This window comes from Micromonospora sp. SL4-19 (assembly GCF_047921475.1).
Classification (GTDB): Bacteria; Actinomycetota; Actinomycetes; order Mycobacteriales; family Micromonosporaceae; genus Micromonospora.
Map to the genome: position 1 here is coordinate 248,578 of NZ_JBLROB010000001.1, position 13,969 is coordinate 262,546.

At 74.8% G+C, this 13,969-nt stretch carries 11 protein-coding genes and 1 pseudogene; 6 read left to right on the forward strand and 6 right to left on the reverse strand.

Annotation, left to right across the window (positions count from 1 at the left end):
* Window positions 1–108 precede the first annotated feature (108 nt).
* From ACNAVT_RS01070 to mtrA, 4 genes are all read right to left on the reverse strand, one after another.
* A complete protein-coding gene (locus ACNAVT_RS01070; protein WP_416291904.1) occupies window positions 109–810 on the reverse strand; it encodes a ComF family protein in 702 nt (233 codons plus the stop codon).
* Window positions 811–821: 11 nt separating this feature from the next.
* Window positions 822–2,645: an LpqB family beta-propeller domain-containing protein gene (locus ACNAVT_RS01075; RefSeq protein WP_416291906.1), complete on the reverse strand. Its 1,824-nt coding sequence runs from the start codon at window positions 2,643–2,645 to the stop codon at window positions 822–824.
* Window positions 2,646–2,700: 55 nt separating this feature from the next.
* A complete protein-coding gene (gene mtrB / locus ACNAVT_RS01080) occupies window positions 2,701–4,386 on the reverse strand; it encodes an MtrAB system histidine kinase MtrB (protein ID WP_416292812.1) in 1,686 nt (561 codons plus the stop codon).
* A 79-nt stretch (window positions 4,387–4,465) separates the two neighbouring features.
* Window positions 4,466–5,155, reverse strand: a complete 690-nt coding sequence (gene mtrA / locus ACNAVT_RS01085) for an MtrAB system response regulator MtrA (RefSeq protein WP_416291908.1) — start codon at window positions 5,153–5,155, stop codon at window positions 4,466–4,468.
* A gap of 215 nt (window positions 5,156–5,370) precedes the next feature.
* Between mtrA and ACNAVT_RS01090 the strand changes: the two genes are divergently transcribed.
* From ACNAVT_RS01090 to ACNAVT_RS01110, 5 genes are read left to right on the forward strand one after another with little or no spacing between them, the layout of a single operon-like run.
* Window positions 5,371–6,216: a hypothetical protein gene (locus ACNAVT_RS01090; protein ID WP_416291909.1), complete on the forward strand. Its 846-nt coding sequence runs from the start codon at window positions 5,371–5,373 to the stop codon at window positions 6,214–6,216.
* Window positions 6,213–6,857 (forward strand): DUF4129 domain-containing protein, encoded by a 645-nt coding sequence (locus ACNAVT_RS01095; RefSeq protein WP_416291911.1) that lies wholly within the window; start codon window positions 6,213–6,215, stop codon window positions 6,855–6,857. The genes ACNAVT_RS01090 and ACNAVT_RS01095 overlap by 4 nt, the downstream gene beginning before the upstream one ends.
* Window positions 6,854–8,164 (forward strand): DUF4350 domain-containing protein, encoded by a 1,311-nt coding sequence (locus tag ACNAVT_RS01100; RefSeq protein WP_416291913.1) that lies wholly within the window; start codon window positions 6,854–6,856, stop codon window positions 8,162–8,164. The genes ACNAVT_RS01095 and ACNAVT_RS01100 overlap by 4 nt, the downstream gene beginning before the upstream one ends.
* Window positions 8,161–9,138, forward strand: a complete 978-nt coding sequence (locus tag ACNAVT_RS01105; RefSeq protein ID WP_416291915.1) for an AAA family ATPase — start codon at window positions 8,161–8,163, stop codon at window positions 9,136–9,138. Before ACNAVT_RS01100 ends, ACNAVT_RS01105 begins: the two co-directional genes overlap by 4 nt.
* Entirely contained in the window at window positions 9,135–10,445 is a 1,311-nt protein-coding gene (locus tag ACNAVT_RS01110; RefSeq protein ID WP_416291917.1) for a DUF58 domain-containing protein, read from the forward strand. The genes ACNAVT_RS01105 and ACNAVT_RS01110 overlap by 4 nt, the downstream gene beginning before the upstream one ends.
* A gap of 147 nt (window positions 10,446–10,592) precedes the next feature.
* On the opposite strand, the pseudogene ACNAVT_RS01115 reads toward ACNAVT_RS01110, so the two are convergent.
* A pseudogene (locus tag ACNAVT_RS01115) lies at window positions 10,593–11,420 on the reverse strand (stage II sporulation protein M); the annotation flags it as partial.
* A 44-nt stretch (window positions 11,421–11,464) separates the two neighbouring features.
* Between ACNAVT_RS01115 and ACNAVT_RS01120 the strand changes: the two are divergent.
* The gene (locus tag ACNAVT_RS01120; protein ID WP_416291919.1) at window positions 11,465–12,448 is read left to right on the forward strand and encodes an RDD family protein; all 984 of its coding nucleotides are present in this window, start codon (window positions 11,465–11,467) and stop codon (window positions 12,446–12,448) included.
* Between the two features lie 136 nt (window positions 12,449–12,584).
* Here the strand turns inward: ACNAVT_RS01120 and efeB are convergent, their stop codons facing one another.
* Window positions 12,585–13,910 carry an iron uptake transporter deferrochelatase/peroxidase subunit gene (efeB, locus tag ACNAVT_RS01125; RefSeq protein WP_416291921.1) on the reverse strand — a complete coding sequence of 442 codons (1,326 nt, stop codon included), beginning with the start codon at window positions 13,908–13,910 and terminating at the stop codon, window positions 12,585–12,587.
* Between the last annotated feature and the right edge of the window lie 59 nt (window positions 13,911–13,969).

A 13,969-nucleotide genomic window follows, 5' to 3' on the forward strand; every position in this document is an offset into this window, starting at 1 on the left:
CCTACCCCCGACACAAGAACGCTAACGCCTGTTTCCCCGGTCGTCACCCCTCGTTGTCGAGACTGGCCGCAGGTCATACACCATGGGGTGAAACGGAAACACGAAGCGTTACCGATGGGGTCGCTTTTGCGTTGCGGCGAGCACCACCGCGGCCTTTGGCGTCATTCCCGCAGCCCGCAAAACCCGGCTGACCGCCGCCAGCGTCGCCCCGGTGGTGACGATGTCGTCGAGCAGCACCACCGGCCCGTCCACCGGCACACCGCCGGTTCCGCGCAGCCGGAACGCCGCGTCGGCTGCGGCGGCCCGTCCGGCACTGTCCAGGGCGACCGAGTCCGGCCGGGGCAGCGCCCGCAGCGGCCGGAGCACGCGCACCCGCCAGCCGGCCGCCCGCAGCCGGTCCGCCGCGTGGCGGGTCAACCGGTCCAGGTGGTCGCCGTACCGGGCCCGGGCCGCCCGCGCGGTGTCCGGCACCGGCACCAGGGTCACCGGCCGGGCCGTTTCCACCGCCGTGGCCACCACCTCGGCGAGCAGCGCGCCCAGCGGCCGCGCCAGCCCGTGCCGGCCCCGCTCCTTGTACGCCAGCAACCCCTCCCGCAGCGCGCCGGCGTACGGGCCGAGGGCGACGCAGGGCGGCAGGCCCGGTGGGGCCGGGTCCGGGCGGGTCGGCGCGGGGCGCAACGCCGTCAGCTCGTCGACGCAGCGCGGGCAGAAGCCCTGCCGCAACCCTGCGACCCGCTCCCCGCAGCCGGCGCACCCGGTCGGCAGCACCAGGTCGGTCAGGTCCGACCAGAGCCCGCCCAGGTCCCGCACCGCTACGCGCCTCAGTAGAGGAAGAAGGGGGCCGTCGGATCGGCGACCTTGGTCCCCGTCGGTGGCGGCGTCACATCCTGGACCTGCGCCCGCACGATGGGGGTTTTGGACGGATTGCTCCGGTAGGCAACCTTGTTCGCCTCGTACATGACCCCAGCCACCTCCGGCCCCGGGTACGCGGACAAGTTCGTGACCTGAGCGCCGATGTCCGTGTCGAGTGCGGCTTCCCGCGCCCCGTCGATGTTGCTCGCGCTGATCGCGGGCCGCCCCTCACGCGTCCCCCCGCGCGGCTCGGAGCCGGCGAAGACGAGGCGGTTCTCCGCGTACCAGTCGACGGCGGTGATGTCGGTCAGCTTGGTGACCACAGGACGCGGCGAGCCCAGGCCCCCGTCGGTGCTGACCACCGCGACGTAGAGCGCCCGGTTGATGACCAGCGCCACCCGGTGGCCGTCGGCCGAGGCGGCCACCGCCGTCACCTTGCCGCCCACGCCGAGCGGGACCTGGGTCAGCTTCCCCGATCCGTCGAACCGGTAGAGGTCGCCGTCGGCGGCAACCAGCCCGTACGGGTGCTGCGGGTCGAGCGAGCGGAGCCAGGTTGGCCGGCTCACACTGGTGAACCACCTCTTCTCGGCGCGGAAGTCGGTGACCGGGCCCGGCCCGGAGCCGACCTTGAGCTGCTGGAGGCGATCCGCCCGGGTGGTCACGAGCGCGGCGAGGATCTTCCCGTCGATCTTCCCGTCCGATCGGCTGAGCGCCGCGGTGACGATGCTCCGGTTCTGGGGGGCGTCCACCGGCACGCTTCCGGGGGGCCCGTCGGTCAGGGAGAGGGGGTGGATCGCACCGTCGTAGATACAGAACCGTTGCGGGTTGCCTTCGAACGGGTAATTCTGGTGCGCGGACTTCTCCTGATTGATGTCGACGATCGTCCGGCTCTGATCCTGGATCTTGAGATCGAGCTCGCCGGTGACCTGCTCCGGCACCGACCAGGCGAGCTGGGTGGCGAGCCGGGCCAGCCGCTTGTCGTCCGCCCCCGATCTGAGGTTCACCTCCCACCGCCCGTCCGAGCGGGTGGCGTTGTTGATCGGACTGGTCTGGTCCGGCAGCCGGAGGACGCCGGACGCGAGCCAGTCCTGCGGGCCGGCGGCGAGCCACTTGACCACCTCGGTGACCTGGCGCTCGACCGGCAGCGCCTTCGGCAGGTAGCGCTGGTCCGGCACCAACCGCGTCTGGTTCGTTCCGGACCAGAAGTAGATGGTTTGCGGGGCGTAGTAAGACCCCAACGCCTCGTCGCTGAGCAGCAGCTTTTGCGGCGGGTCGCCGGTGATGCGCCACCCGGACTCACCCTCGCCCTCGCGGGCCTCGCGGAGCATGAACGTGTACTCGGTATCGGCGACGGGGGTCCCTGGAGACGCCAGGACACCGTCCTGCGCGCGGAGCACACCGAGCTGCTGGACCTTGACCGTGACCTTGTAGGTGCCCTCGTTGTTCCGGGTGGCCTCCGGCTGCTCCCGGAGGCGGATCACGTACAGAGGATCGTTGCTCTGCTTCCCCTTCAACCAGCCCTGCGCCTCGGGCGCGGTGAACTGCTTGACCCGGTTGTACGCCTGTTCCCGCTCCCCGGCGGCGGCGGAGAGGTAATTGAGGATGAATTCCTTCGGGTCTTTGGCCGTCGGGCCGGGCGGCGGGGAGGCACTGCCGCCGAGCGCACCGGACTCGGCCGCCTGCCCGAACCGCCCGTCCACGTGGACGTCGGTCTCGTGCGGGATGCCGCAGCCGGCCAGCCCGGCGGGCAGCAGCACGCCGGCCAGGAGTATGGGCAGCAGCCGCGGCCTCACGCCATCACCTCAGCTCGCGACTGCGGGGCTCGCAACCCCGGCTCACTCCTCGCGCTCACGACGTCACCTCGGCGCGGTCGCCGCCCTCGGCCGGCCCGATGACCAGGGCCCCGGGGCTGCCTGAGCTGATGGCCAGCAGGCCGCCCTGGCGCGGACCGCCGAACGGCAGCGCCGCGTCGGCCGGAACCAGCCGCAGCGGCGAGGTGGTCAGCCGGTCGCCGGCCCGGGCGGGCAGGGTCAGCCGGAACTGGGCGCCCTGGCCGGGCGCGCCCCACGCCTCCAGCCAGCCGCCGTGCAGCCGGGCGTCCTCCAGGCTGATGGACAGGCCGAGGCCGGTGCCGCCGGTCTGCCGGGCCCGGGACGGGTCGGCCCGCCAGAAGCGGTTGAAGACCAGCTTCTCCTCGCCCGGCTTGAGCCCGACGCCGTGATCCCGCACGGTGATCGCCACCGCGCTCTGGTCCATGCCGAGGGTGATCAGGACCGGCTTGGCCTCACCGTGTTCCACCGCGTTGCCGATCAGGTTGCGGAGTACCCGCTCGACCCGGCGCGGATCCACCTCGGCGATCACCGGCGTGCTCGGCACGTCCAGCTCGACGGCCACGCCGACCCGCTCGGCCAGCCCGGCCAGTCGCTCGGCCACCCGGTGCACCACCGGCACCAGGTCGGTCGGCTCGGCATCCAGCATGGCGAAGCCGGCGTCGAAGCGGCTGATCTCCAGCAGGTCGGTGAGCAACTCCTCGAACCGGTCCAGCTCGGCCTGGAGCAGCTCGGCGCTGCGGGCCACGGCCGGTTCGAACTCGTCCCGCTCGGCGAAGATCAGGTCGGCGGCCATCCGGACCGTGGTCAGCGGGGTTCGCAGCTCGTGCGAGACGTCCGAGGTGAAGCGACGCTGCAACCGGGACATCTCCTCCAGCCGGAGGATCTGCCGTTGCAGGTTGGTCGCCATCTGGTTGAACGAGGCGGCCAGCAGGGCCAGGTCGTCCTCGCCGTTGACCACCATGCGCTGGTCGAGCAGGCCGGCGGAGAGCCGCTGGGCGGTCCGGGCGGCCACCCGTACCGGAGTCACCACCAGCCGGGTGACCAGGGCGGCGAGCAGGCCCAGCAGGAGCACCAGTGCCACGCCCGTGGCGACCACGGTGGCCCGGGCGTCGGCGGCGGTGGCATCCTGCCGGGCCAGCGGCACGAGGTAGTAGAGCTCCACCTGCCCGAACCCGGTCGGCACCGGTGAGCCGTAGACCAGGTATTTGGTGCGTTGACCGCCGAGCGTGCCGGTGCGGATCTGGTGGGAAACCCAGCCGTCGGCCACCTTGGCCCGCATCTCCGGACTGATCAGCGGCCCGAGGTCCGTCACCGGGGAGGTCCGGGCCTCGATGATGCCCGCGTGCCTGTCCGCGGTGATGGCCACGACCACCCCGCTGGTCTGCGCCGGGTCACCGCCGGCCAGGTAGTTGACCGTGCCGTCGATGGTGTCCTGGAGCTGGGCCTCCGCCGGCTGGTTGAAGGTGCGGAGTTGCTTGCCCGCGTATTCGCTGCCGTTGCGCAGCCGCGCCAGGACGTCGTTCTGGGCGTTCTCCACCAGGATGCCGGTGATCTTGTCGGCGATCACGTACGCGAACCCACCGACCAGCAGGCTGGAGGCCACCAGGGTGATGGTCACCACGCGGAGCTGCAGCGACCGCCGCCAGGTCTGGTGGACCCCGCCGGCCAGCCGGGCCGCACGGTCGACGAGGACGTGCCACAGCGCCCGCGCGGCGCGTAGCCGGCGGGACGCGGCAGCCGGGGAGTCGGGGGGCGGGGAGGTCACCACAGTGATGACCAGGCTATCCCGTGCCCGCCTTGTAGCCCACGCCCCGCACGGTGAGGATGATTTCGGGTCGCTCCGGATCCGGCTCGATCTTGGCCCGCAGCCGCTGGACGTGCACGTTCACCAGGCGGGTGTCGGCAGCGTGCCGGTAGCCCCAGACCTGCTCCAGCAGCACCTCGCGGGTGAAGACCTGACGCGGCTTGCGGGCGAGCGCGACCAGCAGGTCGAACTCCAGCGGGGTCAGCTTCACCTCCTCGCCGTCCCGGGTGACCGTGTGCGCCGGCACGTCGATCGAGATCTGGTTGCCGGGCGGGCCGATGGTGAGCAGCTCCGGGGCCACATCCTCGCCCCGGCGCAGCCGGGCCCGCATCCGGGCCACCAGCTCCTTGGGCTTGAACGGCTTCACCACGTAGTCGTCCGCCCCGGACTCCAGCCCGAGCACCACGTCCACCGTGTCGCTCTTGGCGGTCAGCATGACGATCGGCACGCCGGACTCGGCCCGGATCGCCCGGGCCACGTCGATACCGCTCATGCCGGGCAGCATCAGGTCGAGCAGGACGATGTCGGGCCGACCGTCACGGAACGCGGCCAGCGCCCGTTCCCCGTCCGCGACGAAGGAGGGCACGAAGCCCTCGCTGCGCAGGACGATGCCGAGCATCTCGGCGAGCGCGGGGTCGTCGTCGACCACCAGTACCCGGGCTCTCATGGGGTTTATCGTTCCATCCCCGTTCTATTCGAAGGGATCGGCGTCATCACGGCACCGTAACCGCTACGGGACGCCCCGCACCACCGCCGACCGGGCGGACCTCCTGCGAGGCGCGCCCGCGGCGGACAGGTCCACCGGAACAGGACCGGCCGTGCAACCATGATCCCTCGGGCGCGTCGTCGCCCGCCACCACCGCCCGTCCGCCAGGAGTACGCGTGCCCGACGTCGGCCCGACCACCGTGCTCCCGCGCCGCCCGTTGACGGTGGGCGAGCTGCTGGACTCGGCCGTCCTGCTGCTGCGCGGCCAGGCCCGGCTGCTGGTCCCGCTCGCCGTCCTGCTGGCCGTCGGCGAGCAACTGCTGCTGCACCCGCTGCGACTGCTGGCCGACGCCCGACCACCCGAATGGTGGCCCGACCTCGACCGGCTCGGCTGGGCCTGGCTGCTGCTGGCGGTCGGTGCCGGAACCGAAGCGCTGATCATCGCCGTGCTGGGCAACCCGGCCGCCCGGGGCGCCGCGGCGGCGCTGCTCGGCCGCCGGTCCGGGCCGCGCGAACTGGTGCGCCCGGACCAGGCCCGGTGGGGTGCGACGCTGCCGGCCGCGGCGGCGGTCGGGCTCACCGTCTGCCTCGCCGGGCTGGCCGGGCCGGCCTGGTTCGTCGCGTACGGGCTGCTCGGCGCCGTCGTCCCGGCGCTGGTGGTGGACCGGGTCCCGGCGCACCGGGCACCGCGGCGCGCGCTCGCCCTCGCGGTGCGCGCCGGTGGGCGGGCCGCCGGCATCCGGCTCCTCGGCTACCTGGGCTGGTGGCTGATCCGGCTCGGCATCGGCGTCGGCGCCTACCACGGTCTCGGGCTGCTCGGCCTGTTCGACCTCTCCGCGTGGGCGCTGCCGGTCGCCACGGCCACCTGGGTAGGCGTGAACGCGCTCGCGTACCCGGCGCTGGCCTGCCTCGACGCCGTGCTGCACCTGGAGACCCGGATGCGCACCGAGGGGCTGGACATCCGGCTCGCCCGCGCGCCGGCCGGGGCCCCGGAACCCGCCCTGCTGGCGGTCCCGCGGTGAGCCGCTGGTGGACCGAGGCGGTCGCCGCGCTCGGGGACGTCGTACCGCTGCCGCTGGCCGCCCTGCTCCTGCTGCTCGCCGCGCTGCTGGCCGCCCTGGCCTGGTACTTCTTCCCGGCCTGGGTGCCCCGCCGGATCCCCCGGCCGCGGCTGCCCCGGCTCCGGCTGCGGCTGCGGCTGCGGCTGCGGCTGCGGCTGCGGCTGCGGCTGCGGCTGCGGCTCCCCAGGCTGCGGCTCCCCCGCCGCCGGCGGCGGCCGAAGACCCGGCCGGTGGACGAGGCGCTGACGGTGCCCGCACCCCGCGCACCCGAGCCGGTCGCGGCCGGCCAGGCCAGCCTCGCCGACCGGCTCGCCGCAGAGGGCCGGTACGCCGAGGCGGTCCGGGAACGGCTCCGCGAGATGGTCGGCGAACTGGTGGCCCGGCAGGTGATCGAGCCGCGCCCAGGGATGACCGTCACCGAGCTGACCACGGCGGCGGCCCGGGCCCGCCCCCGGGTGCACCCCACCCTGCACGCGGCCGGCACCATTTTCTCCGACCTCTGGTACGCCCAACGTCCCGCCACCCCACAGCACGACCACCGGATGCGCGACCTCGCCACGGACCTGCACCACGAACTGGCCGGGGACGGTGAACGCCGGTGACCGCCACCCTCGACCCGCCCCGCCCGATCACCCCGCCACCGGCCCGGCGCCGGCGGCACCGCGTGCTGATCCCGCTCGGACTGGCCGTCCTGCTGATCGTGGCCACCCTGGTCTTCCACGCGGTCGACCAGCCCGACGCCGGCGACCAGGGCTTCCTCTCCCCGGTCGCCTCCGGCGACGACGGGGGCAGCCGGCTGGCCGAGGCGCTCCGCGGACAGGGCGTGACCGTACGCCGGGAGACCGACACCCTGCGGGCGCTGCAGGCCACCGCGCCGGGCCCCGCGACCCTCTTCGTGCCGGCCCCGGAACTGGTGCACCCGGACACCCTCGCCGCCCTGACCAACCTGCCGCCCGACAGCCGACTGGTGCTGGTCGACCCGTCCCGCCGGGTGCTGGCAGCGCTGGGCGTGCCGCTGGGGCCGGCCCAGCGTCGCTGGGCCACCCGGGTCACCTCCCCGGACGCCGACGGACACCGCTGCCCACTGGGCGAGGCCGACCGCGCCGGCGCCGCCGCCGCCGACCGGCAGCGGTACGCCGTTCAGGACAGCTCGTCGGCCGGCCGCTGCTACTCGGGCGGACTGGTCCGGGTGCCGTGGCGTACCGAGGTGGTGGTGATCGGGGCCAGCGACCCGTTCCGCAACGACCGGATCGACGAGTGGGGCAACCGCGCCCTCGCCACCGGTCTGCTCGGCGGCGACCGCCCGCTGGTCTGGCTCGACCTGCCCGGCCCGGCCCCCGCGCCCGACGGACCGAACTGGTCGCCCGGCCCCACCGCCGAAAACGGCAACGGCAACGGGAACGGCAACGGCGACGGCACGCCGCCCCACCGGGAACGCTCCGACGACAACCGCCGGCCGTGGCACAACCCGCTCTGGGACGCCTTCCCGGCCTGGTTCTGGGCACTGCTGGTCCAGCTCGCGCTGGCCGGGCTGCTGGCGGTGCTCTGGCGCGCCCGCCGGCTCGGCCCGCCCGTTCCGGAGCCGCTGCCGGTGACCGTCCGCTCTGCCGAGACGGTGCTCGGCCGGGCCCGGCTCTACCGGCGGGCCGGCGCCCGGGGACCAGCCGCGCAGACCCTGCGCGCCGCCGCACTGGCCCGACTGCTGCCCCGGCTCAACCTGCCGCCCGACACCCCGCCCGCCGAGGTGGCCGCCCGGGTCGCCGGGCACACCGGCGCCGGCGCCGAACAGGTGGCGGGGCTGCTGCACGGCGCCGAGCCGACCACCGACCGGGAGCTGCTGGAGCTGGCCCGCGACCTGGACGCCCTGACCCGTACCGTCGCCCATCCGACCGAAGGAGATCCCCGGTGACCGGACCCGTCATCGCCGCCGCACCGACCGACGCCCGCGCCGCCCTGCACCGGCTGCGGGCCGAGGTGGCCAAGGCCGTCGTCGGGCAGGATGCCGTCGTCACCGGCCTGGTGATCGCGCTGCTGTGCCGGGGACACGTGCTGCTGGAGGGCGTACCGGGGGTGGCCAAGACCCTGCTGGTTCGGGCCGTGGCCACCGCGCTCGACCTGGACTCCAAGCGGGTGCAGTTCACCCCCGACCTGATGCCCGGCGACGTCACCGGGTCGCTGATCTTCGACCCGCGCACCGCCGCGTTCACCTTCCGCGAGGGGCCGGTCTTCACCAACCTGCTCCTCGCCGACGAGATCAACCGAACGCCCCCGAAGACCCAGTCGGCGCTGCTGGAGGTGATGGAGGAGCGGCAGGTCTCCGTCGAGGGCGAGCGCCGCCCGTTGCCCGAGCCGTTCATCGTCGCCGCCACCCAGAACCCCATCGAGTACGAGGGCACCTACCCGCTGCCCGAGGCGCAGCTCGACCGGTTCCTGTTCAAGCTGGCCGTGCCGCTGCCCAGCCGGGACGAGGAGCTGGGCGTGCTCCGCGCGCACCACGCCGGCTTCGACCCGCGCGACCTGCACGCCGCCGGCGTACGCCCGGTGGCCACCGCCGCCGACCTGGCCGCGGCCCGGGACGCGGTCCGCCGGGTGCACGTGGCCGAGCCGCTCCTCGGCTACGTGGTGGACCTGTGCCGGGCCACCCGGGTCACCCCGGCGCTGGAGCTGGGCGCCTCGCCTCGGGGCGCCACCGCGCTGCTCAGCGCCGCAAAGGCGTGGTCCTGGCTGGCCGGCCGCGACCACGTCACGCCGGACGACGTGAAGGCGGTGGCCCGGCCCACCCTGCGGCACCGGCTCCGGCTGCGCCCCGAGGTCGAACTGGAGGGCCTGAGCGTCGACGCGGTGCTGGACACGGTGCTGGCCACCGTGCCGACGCCCCGATGACCTGGCGGGCGGCGCTGCTGCTCGCGGCGGGCACGGTCACCCTGCCGCTCTGGCCGGCACCGTTCCTCGGCGTCGCCGTGATGACCGGCGCGGTGCTGCTGCTCGTCGCCGTCGACTGGGCGCTGGCCGCGCCGCTGCGCGCGCTCGCCGCCACCCGTGCCGGCGACCGGACGGTCCGGCTCGACGACACCGCCACCGTCATCCTGCACCTGGCCAACACCTCCGGCCGCACGCTGCACGCCCAGGTACGCGACGCGTGGGTGCCCTCGGCGGGAGCCCGGCCGGACGTACCGCCGGGACGGGTGCTGACGGTCGAGCCGGGCGGGACGGCGGCGCTACCGGTCCGCCTCACTCCGACCCGGCGCGGCGACCGGCCCGCGGCGGCGCTGGCCGTACGCTCCCTCGGCCCGCTGCGGCTCGCGTTCCGGCAGCGCGCCGGCCGCCCCGCCACACCACCGTGGACGCTGCGCGTGCTGCCCCGCTTCGACTCGCGGCGGCACCTGCCCGAAAAGCTGACGAAGCTGCGAATCATCGACGGGGTCCAGGTGACCCGCGGGCGGGGTCAGGGCACCGAGTTCGACACCCTGCGCGAATACGTGGTCGGCGACGACGTCCGCTCGATCGACTGGCGGGCCAGCGCGCGCCGCTCCGACGTGCTGGTGCGTACCTGGCGGCCGGAGCGGGACCGGCGACTGGTCTGCGTGCTGGACACCGGCCGCACCTCGGCCGTACGCGTCGGCGACGAGCCGCGGCTGGACACCGCGATCGACGCGGCGCTGCTGCTCACCGCGCTCGCCGCCCGGGCCGGTGACCGGGTGGACCTGCTCGCCGCCGACACCACGGTCCGGGCGACGGTGACCGGCAGCGGCCGGCCCGCGCTGCTCTCCCGGCTGGTGGACGCGGTCGCCCCGCTCCAGCCGGCGCTGGTGGAGACCGACTTCGAACTGATCGCCGGCGAGGTGCTGCGCCGGGAGCGGCGGCGCAGCCTGGTGGTGCTCTTCACCGCCCTGGAGGCGGGCGCGCTCGGCGAGGGGCTGCTACCGGTGCTGCCCCGGCTGGCCGCCCGGCACCGGGTGGTGATCGCGGCGACCCACGACCCGGTGCTCACCGGGCTCACCCTCGCCCCGCCAACCAGCCCGGACGACGCGTACGCCGCCGCTGCCGCCTGGCGGGCGCTGGCCGAGCGCGACCGGGTCCGGGCCGCCCTGTCCCGGCACGGCGTGACCGTGGTGGACGCCCCCGCCGACCGCCTCGCCCCGACGGTCGCCGACATCTACCTCCGCCTCAAATCTCTCGGCCAGCTCTGACCCTCGCCGCCCCGTTCCTGGTGTCCGTGCGGGGGTGGGCCGGGCGGCGTGGCGGCCGAGAAGCAGGGCGTACGCCAGGAAGGCCAACCAGACCGTGGCGCCGACCGCCACGCGGACCGCGACCGGCTGCGGCGCCGGGGTCACGAACGCCTCCAGCAGCGCGGAGACCGCGAAGAGCCCGACCAGGCCGACGGCGACCACGATCGCCGACCGGCCCGCCTCGGCGACCGCCCGACCCCGGCTGAGGTGGGCCGGCGGTGCGATCCACGCCCAGCCGGTACGCAGGCCCACCCCGGCCGCGACGAAGATCCCGGTCAGTTCGAGCAGCCCGTGCGGGGTGATCAGGCCGAAGAAGACATCGGCCCGACCGTACGAGATCATCACGCCGCCGACCACGCCGATGTTCAGGGCGTTCTGCCACAGCAGGTAGCACACCGGCACCACCAGCACCCCGGACGCGAGGCACTGCGCGGCGAGCCACGCGTTGTGCGTCCACAGGTGGAACGCGAAGGTCGGCGCGGAGAACTCGGTGTAGTAGCCGGCGAAGCCCGAGTCGACCAGCTGCTCGGCGGCGTCCTCGCCGACGAACGCGGCGGCGGTTTCCGGGTGGCCGGCGACGAACCACATGAGAAAGAGGCTCAGCGCGGTGAACCCGGTGGCCACCGCGCACCACCAGGGCCACGCCCGGTAGAGGGCGGCCGGCAGGTCGGCGAGCAGGAACCGGCCCACCGCCGCCCAGGAGGGCCGCGGCCGGCCGGCGATCCGGGCCCGGGCCGCGAGCACCAGTTGGGACAGGCGGGTGACCAGCACCGGGTCGGGTGAGCGGCTGCGCAGCGCGGACAGGTGGGTGGCGGCCCGCTGGTAGAGCACGACCAGTTCGTCGACCTCGGCCGCGTCGAGCCGGCGTCGCCCGGTCAACTGCTCCAGCCGCCGCCACTCGGCACCGTGCTCCGCCACGTACGCGTCGAGATCCACTCTGCTGCCTCCCCCGTCCGGCGCTCATAGTGTTCACTGGGGGCGTGCGTGCGCAACCTCCCCCACCGGCCGGGTGGGCCGACGCCGGTCTGGTCAGCGGCGAGGCGGTGGAGCTGGATGTCCGCGCCGCCCGGCTGGGTTCCCGGGTGCTCGCCCTGCTGATCGACCTGGTGGCCCAGGTGGCGGTGGCGCTGCTGCTGGGCGCGGTGCTGATGGTGGCGCTGCTCGCGCTGCCGCGCGAGGCCGTGGACGCCGCCCTGTGGGGCGCGTTGCAGACCGTGCTGGTGATCCTCGTACTGGTCGGCTACCCGGTGCTGATGGAGCGCTTCGCCGGTGGCCGGACGCTGGGCAAGCTGGCGGTGGGGCTGCGGGTGGTCCGCGCCGACGGCGGCCCGGTCGGGGTCGGCCAGTCGCTCACCCGGGCCCTGGTGGGCGTCGCGGTGGAGTGGCCGGGCCTGGTGCTGCCGCTGCTGAGCTGGGTGGCGAGCGTGACGGTGATGCTGACCGACCCGCGCGGCCGGCGGCTGGGCGACCTGGTGGCGGGCACCCTGGTGGTGCACACCCGGGGCGCGGGGACCTGGCGGCCGGTCCCGCCGGCCGTACCGCCGCTGCTCGGCTGGGCGGGGATGCTCGACCTGACCCGACTGGACGACGGGTTGGCGCTGGCCGTCCGGCAGTACCTCGGCCGGGTGGACCAGCTCGCCGAGCCGGACCGTACCCGCCTGGGGCGGGAGTTGTGGGCCGAGGTCGCCGCGCTCACCTCGCCGCCTCCGCCGTGGGCCGCGCCCGAGGCGGCGTACCTGGCCGCCGTGCTGGCCGAGCGAAGCCGGCGGGCGGCGTACCGGCTGGGGCGGACCCGGGCGGTCACCGCCACGCTCTGGCCGGAGCTGGCCCCGCCGCCCACGGCCCCGGCCCCGGCCGTGCCGCCAGCGCCGCCCGCGAGCCTGTTGCGGCCCGCCGTCCCCACCCAGCCCCATCCGGTACGCGGACAGCCCACTCCGGTCGAGGCGGAGCACTCGCCCCGCTGACCCAGGCCCGTGCCCCTGATCGTTGACGGCTGGGCGACTCGACACACCGCCGGATGCACAGCTACGGCGTCAGCGATCGACGCGCCATCGGCCCGGTCACGCCCGGTGCCGGACCCGTCGGGCACGGGCGAGCCGGTCAGGAGAAGAGCGCGCGGCCCCACCAGTCGGCGGCGTCGCGGACGCCCGGCGGGCAGGCGAAGAGCCCGCTGGAGACGTGCCGCAGGTACTCGTTCATCGCGTCGTGCCGGGCGAGCCGGGTCTGGATCGGCACGAACTGCTTGCGCGGGTCCCGCTGGTAGGCGATGAAGAAGAGCCCGGCGTCGAGCCGGCCCAGTCCGTCCGAGCCGTCGACGAAGTTGTAGCCGCGGCGCAGCAGTCGGGCGCCGCCGTTCTGGCTCGGGTGCGCGAGCCGGACGTGCGAGGTCTCGGCGATCACCGGCTGCCCGTCGTCGCCCTTGGCGGCGAAGTCCGGCTCGTCGAACTCGTCGCGCCGGCCCAGCGGCGCGCCGCTGCCCTTGGTCCGCCCGACGATCTGCTCCTGCTCGATCAGCGAGCTGCGGTCCCAGGTCTCGATCTGCATCCGGATCTTGCGGGTGACCAGGTACGACCCGCCGGTCATCCAGTCCGGCCCGTCGCCAGACTGCGTCCAGAGGTGCTCGCGGAGCAGGTTGGCGTCCTCGGCCTTGAGGTTGGCGGTGCCGTCCTTGAAGCCGAACAGGTTGCGCGGCGTGGCCTGGTCCCTGGACGTCGACGAGGTCCGCCCGAAGCCGAGCTGGGACCAGCGGACGCTGACCACGCCCATGCCGATGCGGGCGAGGTTGCGGATGGCGTGCACCGCCACCTGCGGGTCGTTGGCGCAGGCCTGGACGCAGATGTCGCCGCCGGAGATCTCCGGCTTGAGCGCGTCCCCGGCGAAGTGCGGCAGGTCGGCCAGGGCGGCGGGACGACGGTCGGCGATGCCGAACCGGTCCCGGCCCTCGGCGTCGCGGAACAGCGTCGGGCCGAAGCCGACGGTGAGGGTGAGCTGCGACGGGGGCAGCCCGAGTGCCTCGCCGGTGTCGTCCGGCGGAGCCTCCGGCACGCCGTTGACCGCGCCGATCAGCCCGGCGTCCTTGCCTGCGGTCATCCGGGCCGCGGCGGCGGTCCACTCCTGCAGCAGCGCGACCAGCTTCGCCCGGTCCTTGGTGATCACGTCGAACGCGACGAAGTGCAGCCGGTCCTGGGCCGGGGTGGTGATGCCGGCCTGGTGCTCGCCGAGGAAGGGCACCACTCCGGCGGCCGTGTCGCTGGCCGCCGCATGGTCGCCGCCGCGGGCCAGCGCGCCCGCGGCGCCCGCCACCCCGGCCACGCCCGCCACGCCGACGCCGGCCAGGGTGATGGCCCGCCGGCGGGACAGGGTGACCCCCCGCGGTGCCTCGGCGCCTGCGGCCCCGATGCCCTGCTCGATGATTCGCTCGCTCATGCCGCCGCCTCCCTGCGGTCGGCGCCGCCATGAGGCTCGGCCGCACTGTGCCCGATGAT

Coding starts and splice junctions, on each gene's coding strand:
- mtrA (WP_416291908.1), bottom strand. CDS start 5,155: ATGAGAGCCCGGGTACTGGTGGTCGACGACGACCCCGCGCTCGCCGAG.
- ACNAVT_RS01110 (WP_416291917.1), top strand. CDS start 9,135: ATGACCTGGCGGGCGGCGCTGCTGCTCGCGGCGGGCACGGTCACCCTG.
- efeB (WP_416291921.1), bottom strand. CDS start 13,910: ATGAGCGAGCGAATCATCGAGCAGGGCATCGGGGCCGCAGGCGCCGAG.